5 protein-coding genes are annotated in these 14,814 nt (G+C 62.1%); all 5 read right to left on the bottom strand.

Translation table 11 applies throughout. From position 1 onward, the window contains the following. Nucleotides 1–57: 57 nt before the first annotated feature. A complete protein-coding gene (locus AACY42_RS25615) occupies nucleotides 58–882 on the bottom strand; it encodes a helix-turn-helix transcriptional regulator (RefSeq protein ID WP_339483165.1) in 825 nt (274 codons plus the stop codon). 603 nt (nucleotides 883–1,485) lie between these two features. After that, a complete protein-coding gene (locus AACY42_RS25610) occupies nucleotides 1,486–2,646 on the bottom strand; it encodes an FAD-dependent monooxygenase (RefSeq protein WP_339483163.1) in 1,161 nt (386 codons plus the stop codon). Nucleotides 2,647–2,732: 86 nt separating this feature from the next. Further along, a complete protein-coding gene (locus AACY42_RS25605; protein ID WP_339483161.1) occupies nucleotides 2,733–10,031 on the bottom strand; it encodes an amino acid adenylation domain-containing protein in 7,299 nt (2,432 codons plus the stop codon). Nucleotides 10,032–10,135: 104 nt separating this feature from the next. Continuing rightward, nucleotides 10,136–11,398 carry a glycosyltransferase gene (locus tag AACY42_RS25600; RefSeq protein ID WP_339483159.1) on the bottom strand — a complete coding sequence of 421 codons (1,263 nt, stop codon included), beginning with the start codon at nucleotides 11,396–11,398 and terminating at the stop codon, nucleotides 10,136–10,138. A 273-nt stretch (nucleotides 11,399–11,671) separates the two neighbouring features. Continuing rightward, a partial coding sequence (locus tag AACY42_RS25595; protein ID WP_339483157.1) for a condensation domain-containing protein occupies nucleotides 11,672–14,814 on the bottom strand: 3,143 nt, incomplete at its 5' end.

The following is a 14,814-nucleotide window of genomic DNA, read 5'->3' as shown; positions in this document are numbered from 1 at the left end:
TCATTGTGGTGCCTGGCCAGGCACCACAGGCGCAGGCAGGCGGGTTGCGGCGGGCCGTCATGATCCGATCATCCACTTCGCCAGCCCATGCCGCCCGCTCACGCCCAGCTTGGCGGCGGCACGCTTGAGGTAGGTTTCGATGGAGCTGTTCTTGACCTGTAGCTTTTCCGCGATCTCCGGCACGGTACCCCCGGCCAGCAGGCCCAGGCAGACCTCTTTTTCCCGCACGGAAAGGGTCACATCGCAGGGGCTCAGTCGATCGTTGAAATCACGCTGCAGTTGGCTCTGATCGGCGGCATCGAGCGGATGGCTCGAGGCGCTGCCAGGGGCTTTGAAACATTGACGATTGAGGTGCGCGTGACGCTCGGCCAGGGGTAACAGCGTTTCGGAAAGGTACTTCAAAAAGGACAGTTCCTGGAGGGAAAAGTCGCGCTGTACCTGGGGGCGTTGCAACGAAATCACACAACGGCGGTTGGCCTTGCGTGAAATCAGAATGCATTGGTGGGAGGTGCCGAGGCAGTCGTTGCCTCTTTCGTCCTTCATCCGTGCGTTCAGATGGATCAGCAGGGCGTCATCCACCTCCAACACTCTTTTCACCAACGGATGATCGTTGCGCTCTATCGCCGTGGTGGGGCAGGGGGATTGCATGTGCACGTTTTTTTCCGAACCTGCATACCCCAGCAGCTGTACATCGAGGACATTCGACTGGGGGGCGTCGGCTGTCCATTCACTCAATTCGAGTCGACTGACAGGCACTGATGTTTCGATCATCTGGTGCATGTTAGTCAAGAAACTCTCGTGTCCGACACTTGAAATCAGCTTTCCTAGCTCTACGTAGAGGTGCGATTTTTCCGCCCCCTCAATACACGCATGTCGATTCATTGTCCTTATCCTGCTGACTCGAAAAAACTCCGCATCTCTGACCGTTGACGGAAGAAATCCGACCGCATTCTAAAATGCTGAAGCCTCTTCTGAAGTTGATACTTGGCGTCAATATCGGTCTTGTGAACCTATTGACATAAACGGTTTAGCCGGTAGGGCTATTAGGCGTTTCCATGTAGGAAAAGTCTGTAAGGGAAAACAGGGACATTCCGGTTCAGTCGTTGGGTGCTGGTTTTTTGATACCTGCGGGCAAAAAAAACACGTTGGGTCAAAGATTTTTTCCTCGGCGGTGATCGCTGCGGGGACAGGTTTCAGCGCGATCTTAGAAAAAATATCCAGTTAAATTAAAGGGTTGTGTTCGTATGCTGGTGCTTGAACGGCTGTGTTTTTCATGGCCGTCATTGTAGGAGTTGTCTGGCAGTAGTCTCCCGAACCTGGGTTCCCAGTATGGTGAAGACTTCTCATTTCGCGATTTTTATCCCGATGTGTGTCGTTTTTTGTCTGTATGGGAGTCGCTTTCTGTCATTGACGCTCTCTGGGCGTGGGTGGTCGGACGGGGTTCCGCGCCGTCCAGCCTGGTCGCCCAGTGGCCGTTCTGGCGGTTTACGCGCAGGGCTTGAACGAGAGGATATCGATGTTCTTTTTACGCAGGCTGCGCTGTGGCGTCAGGCGCAAATACCATTCTCGAAGCCAGCAGGCGAGGGTCGACTCGGCTTGCTCGATGCCGCTCATGAAGCGAGCTGCATTGACGATCCCGTTGGCCCGGGGGTGTCTATGGGCCTGGTAATGCAGCAGTGCGGTGCGCAGGTCCGGCGTTCGCGCGAGCAGGTCGGCCAGGACTACGGCATCCTCGATCGCCTGCGCCGCGCCTTGACCCAGACTGGGCAGCATGGGGTGAGCCGCATCGCCCAAGAGCGCCACGTGTCCATCGCAGAATTGCTCGACGGGATGGCGATCCCGAGCATGCATTTTCAGTAGGGCACTCTCAGGGGTGGCCTCGATGGCGGCCACGACTTCCGGCGCCCAGCCAGCGTAGGCCGCGAGCACTTCCTGCTTGCTGATGCTCAAGGCGGCATCCGCCGCGTTCTCGTGATTGCAGGTGCCCCACCAATACGCCTGGCCGTCCCCGACATCGCAGAGCCCGAAGCGCTTGCCGCGTCCCCAGTAATGCGCCACGTAGCCTTCGGTCATGACCGGATGGCTGAAGGGCGCCACCGCCAGCCAGGCGACATAGCCCGAGGGGCGTGTGGGGGTTTCGCCGAGCATCTGCTGGCGGATCACCGAGTTCAGGCCATCGGCGCCAATCAACAGATCCGCTTCCTGCAGGCTGCCGTCTTCGAACCGCACCATGACGCCATCGGGAAGAGGGTCATACCCGGCGCAGCGCAACCCGGTTCGCAAGGTGTCGGGTGCGAGCTGTTGTGCCAATGCACGTAGCAACAGCGGGCGCTGGATATTCACACTGGGATGACCCAGCTGTTCGCCGATCTCGTGGATCGGCATGCGGGTGATGGCATCGCCCTGGTGTTTCTTGAAGAAGAAGTCGCGGATCACCTGGCCTGCCTGTTCCACCGGAATATGGGCGTCAATCGAATGCAACGCGGCCATGGCATTGGCCATGACGGACAAGCCGGTACCACCGGTGCGCAGCGTCTGGGCCGCTTCGAAGACCTTGACCTGCCAACCCGCACGCTGCAGCGCGATGGCGGCGGTCAGCCCGCCGATCCCGGCGCCGGCGACAATGGCTTTTTTGGGTGCTGTCATGCTGTTTCACCTGTATCGAGCCCGGAATGACCAGGCGATGGAGTCAAGCGGGGCCGTCAATCCGGCCCCGTGATCGTTGGTCACGGTTAAGCCAATGCGCCCACGGACTCGACGCTCCTGACCCGGGCCAGGTCGATCCGCGACCGGATGAATTGACCCACACGCTCGATGTGCGGCTCACGCATCATGGTCAGATGGTCACCCTCCACGGCGACTCGTTGTACCTGGGGCGCAATCGAGCGCCAGCCGCGGTATGGGTCGCGGAAGGCGGTGCCCACCAGTTCATGAGGGGCTTGCAGCACATCGGGCAGCTCGACATCCGCCGCGAACAACGTGATGGGCAGGTCCAGTGGCGCAAAGCGATAGTCCAGCAGCCCTTGCCAGTTGGCATGGAACACGCGGAACAACTGATCGAGCGTCGCCAGGGTGATGGTCTCGTCGAAAATGCCCTGGTCGATGCCGTGCTGCCGGATCGCCGCGAAGGCCTGTGGGTCGTCCAGGGAGGAGAAGTCCAGGGCGTGGTAGGCGTAGTCCTTCTGTCCGTCGCCGCTGAGCAATTCCCACATGAACCAGTTCATGAACTCGCTGCGTTCTATCTGCACCTCGCCCTGCCTGACGCGCACGATAGTGTCCAGCAGGAATACGTTATGCAGGCACCGTCCGCGTCGCTGCAACTCGCTCGCCAGCTCATACGCCACGACGCCCCCATAAGACCAGCCGCCGATGTTCAAGGGGCCATCAGGTGCGACCTGTTCAATGGCGTCCGCGTAGTACACCGCCTGGGCCTGCACCGATTGCAACGGCTCGCGGGCATCCCATGTGCCCGGCGCTTGCAGGGCATACAGGTGGACCTGGTCCTTGAGCACCCGTGCCAATGCCGCATAGCACAGCACGTGTCCGCCGATGGGGTGGACCAGGAACAACGTCGGACGGCGCGTGGCATTCCTGAAGTCCACCAGCGCGCTGGTGCCGGGGTGTCCGGTTTCGGTCTGTTGCAGCACTTGGGCGAACTCGGCGATGGTCGGCGCCTGGATGAAGTCGGACAGCGAAGGTTCCAGGCGTTGATGCCTGGCGAGCATGGCCACCAGTTGTACTGCCTTGAGCGAATTGCCCCCCAACTCGAAGAAGTTGTCGTGGATGCTGATGCTGTCCAGGTCCAGGGTTTCCTGCCAGTAGGCTTGCAGCAGATCCTCCATGGCATTGCGAGGGCCGATGAAGGGACGCTGCAAGGTGGTCTGGACTTCGATCTTCTGCAAGCGCTGCCGGTCGATCTTGCCCGTGGGCCCGAGCGGTAGCTTCGCGATCCTGACCAGTGTGTTCGGCACCATATAGTCGGGCAGTGCCAGGCGCATTTCCGCCTTGAATTGGTCCAGGTCCGGCTCGCACCCCGGCAGTGCCTGGACGAACCCCACCAGATAACGGCTGCCATCGGTTGCTGTCTTGTCGATGACCGCCACCTGCTCGATGTCGGCCCTGAACCGGGCAGAGCCGAGCATGGCCACTTCGATCTCGCCGAGCTCGACGCGGTAACCGCGGATCTTGACTTGGGCGTCGCTGCGGCCTTGGTACACGAGATCGCCCCCTGGCAAGTAGAAGCCGATGTCTGCGGTTTCATACAAGCGCCTGGTCTGGCCTTCGAGCTGGCGATAGATAAAGCGTTCGTCGGTCAGGTCGGGACGGTTCCAGTAGCCATTGGCAAGGCAGACCCCTTCGATGAACAGATCGCCCGTCACGCCGACCGGGCAGGAGTTGCCCGCCGCGTCGAGGACATGCATGCGCACCCCGTCGATGGGCGTGCCGATGGGCGGCATGCTCGGCCAGGTCGCCGTCACGCCTTCAAGTCGCAGGCTCGTGACCACATGGGCCTCGGTCGGGCCATAGTGGTTCTCGATCCGACAAATGCCGAGGCGGTCAATCAGGGCACGGATTTCGGCGGTGATTTTCAGCTGCTCACCAGCGACGTTGATCTGGCGCAACGAGGTGGGGTGGATACCGAGCTGTGTGGCGACTTCAGCCAAACCCTGGAAGGCGACATAGGGCAGGAACAGGCGATTGACCTCTTGCGCGCCAATAAACTTCAGCAAGCGGATGAAGTCATAGCGCAACCCTTCGTCAATCATCACCAGCTCATGCCCGCTGGACAAGGTCGAGAAAATTTCCTGGAACGAAACGTCGAACGAAATGGGCGCGTATTGCAGCGTCTTCAGCGGTTGCGCCGCGTTGACGTCCTGCGCCTGCTGACGGTTCTGCCAGAGGATCATATTGGTCAATGCCTGGTGCGGCATGGCCACGCCTTTGGGGCGGCCGGTCGAGCCCGAGGTATAGAGCAAGTAGGCGTTGTCTTCGGCCATGACGCCGGCGGCAATGGCGGCCACCCGTTGGTGGCTGCCCGCCAGATCGTTGTCGAAGCCGGCGACCACGCTGTCCCAATGGCGCGTATCGGCCTGGCCCGCCAGGGTCATCGCCAGGTCCGCAGACGCATCGGCGAATAGCACCAGGCGTGGTTGCGAGTCTTCGAGAATCAGCTGGATACGCTCGTTCGGATAGCTCAGGTCGATGGGGACGTACGCGGCGCCAGCCTGTACGACACCCAACAACGCGACGATCAGGTCGGGCGAGCGGGGCATCATGATCGCGACCCGGTCACCCTGGCCGATACCGTGCCGCTGCAGCCAGCTCACCAGTTGCGCGCAAGTGTCGTGCAATTGACCATAGGACAGACGCACCTGGCCCAGACTCACGGCAGTCTGCTCGCCATGGCGCGCGAAACTGTCCAATAACAAGCTCGAGAGGTTGTCGTGGGGCGAGGCGGCAGTGGCGCTTGACGTGGTTCGTTCGACGGGGGGCTGCCAGGCCGGTATGGCCGGTTTGGCGTCAGGCGCGGCGATCATCAGTTCCAGCGTGCGCAGCAGGTAATCGGCATAGGCTTCGACCTGACAGGTGGGGACACGCGCGGTGCAGTAGTCCATCTTCACCATCAGCGAACCGTTGGCTGGGTGGCGGCCCAGGGTGGTCAGCAAGTCGTAGTTGCTCGCTTCCGTGGTTTCCCACTCGGTGAGGATTTCTTCGCCTTGGGTCAGCAGGTCCTTGAGCACGTAAAAGTCGACGTAGTTGAACACCACGTTCAAGGCCACGTCGGTCTCGCGATGAATCAATGCGAACGGATAGCGCCGATGGGCGAATACCTGTTGTTCCTGGGCAATCGTTGCCTGGATCATCGCCAGCCAGCTCTGGCCCTGGCTGCTGAACCGTACCGGCAAGGTATTGAGGAACAGCCCCAGGATCGAGGCGGCATCTTCGAACGCCGGCCGGCCATGGCTGATCACGCCACACAGCACTTCCTTTTGATTGGACATGATCGCCTGGGCGAAGCCGTGGGCCGTCAGCAGGACCGCGCGCAAGGGCAGGTCCCGCGCCTGGCAGAACGCTTCGAGGCGGGCCAGGTCCGCGGCGGGCAGTTCACGGTAGGCCGAGCGGTGTGGCGTCGGGTCTGGCGCCACTGCATGAACCCAGCTGGTCATGGCGGCGGCGGGGGCCTCGTGCAAGTAGTCGCGCCAGAACCGGCGGTGGGTATCCGTTGCCGTGGCCTCTTGCTCCAGGGCCACGAAGTCGGCCGGTGTGGTGGTCAGGGCCGGCAGTGCGTCGGTGCCAGGCGCCGAGGTGTAGAGCGTGACCAGGTCGCGCATCAAGGTGGCGACGCTCCAACCGTCGAGAATCGCATGGTGGAAGCTGAAGATCAGGTCGATTTCGCTCTGTGCGACGAACACGCAAAACTGATACAGCGGCGCCCGATGCCAGTCTTCGCGGTAACGCTTGCGTTTCTCCACGTAGCTGGCAATGGCTTGTGTCCGGGCGTCGGGGCTCAGCGAGCAGACATCAATGACGTGCACGGGGGGCTCGACCGTCGAGTGCACCCGGGCCATGGGCACCTCGGCGTGACCGATATCGAACGACATGCGCAAGGCCGGGTGACGCCAGATCAATGCCTTGCAGGCTCGCTCAAAGGCGGGGGCATTCCAACGCAGGCGCAAGCGGTAGCGGAAGATGTCGTGATAGATCGCCGAATCCGGGTGCATCATCGAGTGATAAATCATCCCGACCTGCAGCTGCGAGGCGGCAAACACGTCATCGAACACGCCTTCGCTGGCCAGACGGATCGCCGACGGAACCTGGGCGAAAGCCTCTACATGGGTCAAGGGCTCAAGGCTGGCGGCCGACGTTGGCCCGGACTCCAGGGCCTCGGCCAACTGGGCGATGGTCGGGGACTGGTAGACCTGCGCCAGGGTCAGCGCAATGCCTTGTTCACGGGCGTTGATCTGCAAGTGGATGACTTTCAGGGAGTCGCCGCCCAGCATGAAGTAGTTGTCATGAATGCCCAGTGACGAGCGCATGAGGTTTTCCTGCCACAGCTCGACGAGTGCCTGCTCCAAGGCCGTGCGAGGCGCTGTCGTATCGGTGCCCTGGGTGGCTGTTGGCTCGGGCAGGGCCTTGCGGTCCAGCTTGCCGTTGACACTTAACGGGAACTGCTCAAGCTCAATCAGGTGCCTGGGCACCATGTAGTCAGGCACCTGTTGGCGCAAGGTCCTCTGCAGCGCTTGCGCAGAAGGCGTGCATCCGGGCTCGCTCACCCAATAGGCGCTGAGGTATGCATCCCCGGCGTCCTGGCGGGCGATCACGACCACGTCCTTGACACCGTCGCACGCGAGCAGGTGGGCTTCTATCTCGCCCAATTCGATGCGCAGGCCGCGAATTTTTACCTGGAAATCGTTGCGTCCCAGGTATTCGAGGCTGCCATCGGGCAGCCAACGCCCAAGGTCGCCGGTCTTGTACAGCCGGGCCTGGGGCTCGCTGCGCAAAGGGTCATGGATAAACCGTTCGGCCGTCAGTTCGGGACGGTTCAGGTAACCTCGCGCGACCCCGAGGCCTGCGATATGCAGTTCGCCGGCCACCCCCGGGGGCAGTGGTTTCAGGTTCGCGTCGAGGACATGCATCTGGATGTTCGCGATTGGCCGTCCGATCGGTACGATGCCGTCGTGCACATCCGGCCGGCAATGCCATGCCGTCACGTCAATGGCCGCTTCGGTGGGGCCGTAGAGATTGTGCAACTGCACCGTTGGCAAGTATTCGAAAAAGCGCTTCTGCAAGGCATGGGGCAAGGCCTCGCCGCTGCACAGGATCTGCCGGAGCGCGGGCAACCGCTGCGGCTCCACCTGGTCGAGAAAGACCTGCAACATCGACGGGACAAAGTGCAGCAGCGTGATGCCGGCGCTCGCCATGATGTCCATCAAATAGCTTGGGTCCTTGTGCCCGTCGGGGGCGGCGACGATCAGTTGCGCGCCACTGAGCAACGGCAGGAAAAACTCCCAGACCGACACATCGAAACTGAACGGGGTTTTTTGCAGGATCCGGCTGTGTTCATCGACCCCATAGGCATCGCGCGCCCAGAGCAATCGATTCACGACCCCGTCATGCTGGTTCATCACGCCTTTGGGCAAGCCGGTGGAGCCCGAGGTGTAGATCACGTAGACCAGGTGCCGAGGCGTCAGCCCGAGCGCAGCGGCGTCCGGGTTGTGCGCCGGTTGTCGGGACAATGCTTGAGCCTCGGTATCCAGGCACAGCACGGGCATCGTCACGGCGGGCAGGTTCGCCAATAACCCTTGGGTGGTGATCAGGGCGCTGGGTGCGCTGTCGCTGAGCATATGGCTCAAGCGGTCGGCCGGATAGCCCGGGTCGAGCGGCACGTAGGCGGCACCCGCTTTGAGAATGCCCAGCAAGCCGACCACCATCTCCAGGCTGCGCTCCATGCAGATGGCGACGCGATCGTCCCGGCCAAGCCCGGTCTCCAGCAGGGCGTGGGCCAGGCGGTTGGCCTGGCGGTTCAGCGCCTCATAGGTTAGCGCCTGGTCGGCGAAACGTACCGCGATCGCGTCGGGGCGAGCGGCGACCTGGGCTTCGATCAACTGATGCAGCAGCACATCCTTGGGGTAGTCGACGTCGGTGCGATTCCATTCCTGCAGCAGTTGGCGCTCAGCGGGTGGCAGTGGGTCGAGAGCCATGACCGACACGTCGAAATTGGCGGCCACGCATTCCAGGATGTTCATGAAGCGTTGTTGCAAGGCCTCGATCTGCGGCGCGTCGAAATAGGCCTCGTTGTAGATGAAGTGCATCCACACATCGTCTTCTGGTGCGGACTCCCGAACGTGCATTGCCAATGGCATCTGTTCGTAGCCATTGCTGAGCTTGACCGGTTGTGCCGGCGCAGGTCCGTACCAGGTGTCCTGGTCCTGTTCGAAGGACACCACCACGTCGAACAACTGGCGCCGGCCCAGGTTCTGCAAGCCGAGCTCGCGGTTCAATTCGCTCAGCGGGAAGCGCTGGTAGCGATAATCCTGCTTGAGCGTCAGGGCAATCTTGCCCACCAGATCGCTGAAACTCAGGTCGGTGCCCAGGCTAAGGCGGACCGGGCTCATGCCGACGAACATGCCCATCGTGGCCTTGTGAGCGGCATTGGCCCGGTTGAGGATGGGCAGGCCGATCACGATTTCATCCCGTTGCTCGGTGCGCGCAAAGTAGCTATACAGCACCCCGAGCATGACGTGGAAGACCGTTGCCTGTCCCGCCGCCTTGGCTTTTTCGCCAAGACGGTTGTAAAGCGCCCGAGGCAAGCGCCAGGCATGGTTCTGGCTGGGTGCCAGGCGCTGGTCGAATCGACCCGGCTGACGGGGCGCGAGCAGGGGCTCGGGCAGCGTGCGGTATTTCTCCAACCAGTATTGGCGTTGGCGCTGGAACGAAACCGAGTCTTTGCTGGCAACTTGCTGCTCGACATACGCTTGATAGGTCGGTGCCGGTGCCGCGTTTTGCACCTGGTCGTGCAGGGCCGTATAGGCCTGGCTGAGTGTTCGGCCAATCATGGCAAAGGACCAGCCATCGATGATCAGGTGATGGCAATTGACGAAGCAGTAGTGGAGGTCTTCCCGGACCTTGACCAGGTCCGCGCGCACCAGCAGTCCATCATCAAAGGAAAACGGGGTTTGCAGCTTGGCCTGCAGCAAGGCCAGTGCGCTGGCCTCTGGATCGGCATGGCCCGATACGTCGTGCACCGCCAGCGGGACGTCGACCGGCCCCTGGAAACGTTGGCGCGGCAGAGGGTGCTCGCTGGAGCCGGGCACCAGTTGGATCCGCAGGGCATCGTGTCCGTTGACGACCTGGTTGAAGGCCGTCTGCAGCAGCGTGGCGTCGACCGCGCCATTGATGCGGGCATAGCCGCCGATGTTGTACAACGGACTGTCGGCATGCAGCACCTGGTCCAGCCAGATGTCCAGTTGCGGGGTGGTGAGGGGATAAAGCACGTGCTCTGCGTTTGATGCGGGCAGGGTCTGGGTCATGGTGTTCTCCGTGGGCCGATCCGCTGGCCCGATGAAACGAATGAAAAATAGGCCGTGGGGCCAGGCCATGGGCAGCGCAGAGTCAATCGCCAATCAATTCGTGATTACGCGACGCGATACATGGCGGTGCGGGCGACGGCCTCGACTTGCAGCGCTGCTGCTGTGCGGGCGCTGGCACCACTGGGCATCAGCTTGCTGTAGCGGTCACAACTGGCGCGCACGTCAGGACTGTTCAGCACTTTGTCCAGGGCCGTGGCCAGTGATTCGGCGGTGGCCGGGGTGGAAACCTGCAAGCCGCATCCCAAACGTTGCATTCGCGCTGCGTTGTCGAAATGGTCGTGCGCAAAGGGTGTGGTGATCTGTGGCACCCCGGCGGCGATTGCCAGGGCCGTGGTCCCGACGCCGCCGTGATGCACCAGGGCCGAGGTGTGGGGCAGGATTTGGCTCATGGGGACGTAAGGCCTTACCAGGATCCTGCCGTCGCTGGACAACGACGGGTCTACCGGTTGGCTGGTCAGGAACACGCCGCGGCGGTCGATCAACTTCAGCGTTTGAGCCGCAGCGGCAAAATATTGTTCGGCATTGACCGTCGTCGAACCCGGAGTAAACACCACGGGTGGGGCCACGCTCAAAAAGTCCTGCAGTTCGGCGTCTAGCGCCTCGAAGCCGGATTCATCGAATAATGGGAACCCAGTGAGTACCGTCTGGGCAGGCCAGTCCTGTTGGATCGGTGCGAACCAGTCGGGGAACAGTCCCAATACCCGCTCAGGCGAGGAGATCCACTGACTGATGATGCGTTTGACCGGGGGCAAACCCAACTCGCGGCGAAAACCGTTGAGTTCAGGCTTCATAAGCCGATCGAGGACGGTGTGCTCGACGACCCCTAGCAGCAGGCGTCTCAAGGGATACGGCAAGAAGGCCGGCAGGTTCGTTCCAGGTGGATGGACGGGGCGCGCGAGGGGCGACCAGATGGCAAACGGTGTGACCTGGCCTGTGACCAGTGGGATGCCGTGTCTTTCCTGCAGCAGGCGAGCGGAAAACGCCCACAACGAACCCAGCATGACGGTGTCGTCGTCACACGCTTGCTCCAGTAGCCGATACTGTTCGCGCAGTGTGCCGGCAACGGTTTTCCATAGGGTGGGCAGTGACGTGCGCGGGTGCCACAACGCCGGGTCAGCCATGACCGCTTGATACTCCTCACGGGTCCCCAAGGGCAGGAACTTGAAGCCGCAGCGCTCGATCACCGGCGCGAATGCCGCGCTGGCGCAGAACGTTATCCGATGCCCGCGTGCTGCAAGGGTGCGGCCGATCCCGACGAATGGGTGAACGTCACCGGCTGAGCCGATGGCGGTAATGATCACATGCATAAAGCTCCTTTTTTAGAGTGATCGTGCGGTGGGTATCAGTCCTGATCGGCGGGCGATCGGACATCGTCTGTGGACTCCATCCACAAAAAACGATTCAGCTTGGGGGGTATTTAAGCGGTGCAGGTAGGAAACGTCTGTAGCGGAAAACAGGGACAATTCGGCCCGCAGATTGGGAGTGAAATTTGTGCGAGCGAGCCTGCTCGCGATAGCGGTGGGTCAGTTTCCACACCATGGGCTGCCCAGCGAATTGCTCGCAGGACAGCCCAAGACGGTCTATGACGTGGTGACGGTTTTCAAGGCCAGGGAAATTGCCTCCCCCAGCCGGGCCACATGGGGGGGCTTGACCAGTGTGTTGTGGGTGCCGGGCAGTGGCGTCACGCTCACCTGATCGGGCAGCAACGCACGCCAGCCCAGGGTCGGATCGCTACGTTGCTGTTCGCTCGCGGTGAACAGCGACACCTTGAGCGCACTGGGTGGGCTGACGTAGGCGCCAATGGCCAGTCGCATCCGATAAGCCACTTCCAAATGAGTGCGCAGCAGGGCGGCGTCGATGTCGTTGGGTAACTCCTCCGGGAGCAGACGGTTGCTCGTGCACAGCGCCAGCATGGCGTCGATGTCCGAATGTTCCGCCAGCATGGTCAGTTGCCGCAACAGATCAGGGTCGACCTGCTGGGGTAGCCAGGCCATCAGGAACTGCGCTTCGCTGATCGATTGTTCCAGCACCGGATCCGGACGGGCCGACGCATCGATGATGCCGAGGAACTCCACGACTTCACCGTCGGCCTGCAGTTGACGCGCCATTTCATAGGCGATCAGACCACCGGCCGACCAACCGGCGATCCGGTACGGACCTTGCGGCTGGACCTGGCGGATGGCTGTCAGGTACCGCGTTGCAATGGCCGGCACATCGCCCAGCGGTGCCTCGCCCGCCACCAAGCCACTGGCTGCCAAGCCATAGACCGGTATCTGGGGATCGAGCACCGGCGCCAAATCCCGCGCATATTGCACTTCGCCGCCCAGGGGGTGGACCAGATACAGCGGCCGCTGGGAACCGGTACGGCGGATCGGCACCAGATTGCGCTGGGCTCCCGGCCGGGATTGGCCATCAAGAGTCCTGGCGAAACCGGCAAGGGTCGGCTCGACGAACAGGTCGCGCACGGCGATCGGTTTACCAAGAATTTTGCGCAAGCGAGAGGCCATTTGCACCGCCATCAGCGAAATGCCGCCGAGGCTGAAGAAGTCGTCATGGCGGCTGATCCGCTGCTGTTTGAACAGGTCCTGCCAGAGGGTCGCGATGGCAATCTCGGTGTCACCTTGAGGCGCTTCGTAAGGCAGCGGCGTAGAGCCGTCTTCGACGATGGAGGGCTGGACGACGGCATTGGCCGAGCGCACCAGCGTTGGGGTGCGCTGCAACAACTGACCGATGGATTGCTGAGGGTCGGTCACCAGGTTTTCCAGGACCGTGGCAAACAATCCGGCGATGTTCTGCACGGTGGCGATATCGAACAGGTCGTTGGCGTATTGCAGACTGCCACCGATGCGCTCGCCATTGTCGATCAGGGACAGCGACAGGTCGAACTGCGTGGTGTTGTGCGGGCTCGCGAGGGTTTGCACCTCAAGCCCGGGCAATTGCAACGGTGCCGGCGGCGTGTTGTCCAGGCTCAACATCACCTGGAACAACGGGCTGTGGCTCATGCTACGAGTCGGCTGCAGGGCGCTCACCACCTGTTCGAAAGGCAGGTCCTGGTGATTGTAGGCGGCCAAGGTCAGATCCTTGATTCGCCCCAGCAGTTCGTCGATGCGGGTGTCGCGCCTGGTGGTGACTCTCAACGCCAGGGTATTGGCGAAGAAACCGATCAACGCCTCCAGCTCCGGACGCTGACGATTGGCCACCGGCGTGCCAACCACCACATCCGTCTGGTCGCTCAGGTGACTCATCAACACCGACCAGCCCGCCAGCAGCACCATGAACAAGGTGGTGCCCCGGGCCTGGCTGAACGCGCGCAGATCGGCGCTGAGGGCTGGCGAAAAGCTGCACTCGATGATGCCGCCGGTATACCGCTGTATCGTCGGTCGCGGACGATCCAGCGGCAGGTTCAGCAGCACGGGCGCCCCCTCAAGGTGTTGCCGCCAGAAGTCGATCTGCGCTTGCAGCGCCGGGCCTTCAAGGGATTGCCGTTGCCAGGCGGCATAGTCGACATACTGCAGCGCCAGGGGCGGCAACGGATCTTTCTGGCTTTGGGTGAAGGCGTTGTAGAGCACGCTGACCTCACGGGCCAGCACGCTGTTGGACCAACCGTCGGAAACGATGTGGTGCAAGGTGATGAACAGCACATGTTCCTCATCGGCCAGTTGCACCAGGTGGCCGCGCAGCAGTGGCCCTCTGTGCAAGTCGAACAGCTGCGTGGCGTTGATGTGGCCGAGGTGCTCAAGCGTGGCCTGGCGTTCAGCGGGGGCGATTGCGCGCAGGTCCTGTTGCTCCAGTCGGAAGCCATAGTCGGCGGGGGCGATTTTTTGCAGTGGCTCGTCGTCCACCAGTTCGAAGCGCGTGCGCAAGGTTTCGTGACGTGCTACCAGGCGGTCGAGGGTGGCTTGCAGTGCCCCTTTATCCAGCGCTCCCTTCAGGCTCAAGGCCAGTGGCAAGTGATAGGCCGCGCCTGCCGCGTGGTCCAGATGATCGAGGAACCACAACCGCTGTTGCGAGAAAGACAACGGTAGGCGTCCCGCGCGATTGGCCAAGGGAATCGCCACGGCCTCGGTGGGCGCGGCCGCTTGCACCAGCGCAGCGAGGCCGCGCACGGTCGGCGCGTCGAACAGTTCGCGCAGGGTCAGTCGCGCGCCCAGCTTGCGCCGCAGCCGCGATAGCAGTTGCACGGCAAGCAACGAGTGGCCGCCGAGTTCAAGGAAGCCGTCATGGCGGCCGACCTGGTCCAGGTGCAGCAAACCTTTCCAGATTTCGGCAATGGCGATTTCGGTGTCGCCCTGGGGCGACTCGTAGGTTTTGCTGGCCAGGGAATCCTGGCCAGGGGCCGGCAGGGCGCGACGATCAAGCTTGCCATTGGCGGTCAGGGGCAGGGCATCGAGGTGGACGAAGGCGCTGGGCACCATGTACTCCGGCAGGCTACTCAACAACGCGCTACGCAGTTGCTCGGCCGGGACCGGTTCGCCGCAGACGTAGGCGACCAGACGCTTGCTCTCCACATCGCCTTGGCTATCCTCCCGCGCGATCACCACGGCCTCGCGGATACCCGGGTAGGCCACCAGGGCATTCTCAATCTCACCCAACTCAATGCGGAAGCCACGAATCTTCACCTGGAAGTCATTGCGGCCCAGGTATTCCAGCGTGCCATCGGCCAGCCAGCGACCGAGGTCGCCGGTCTTGTACAGGCGCGCGTTCGGCTCAGTGCTGAACGGGT

The organism is Pseudomonas sp. RL_5y_Pfl2_73 (assembly GCF_963970515.1).
Classification (GTDB): domain Bacteria; phylum Pseudomonadota; class Gammaproteobacteria; order Pseudomonadales; family Pseudomonadaceae; genus Aquipseudomonas.
Note: the sequence above shows the minus strand (reverse complement) of the source record. Positions and strands in the feature narration are given on the sequence as shown.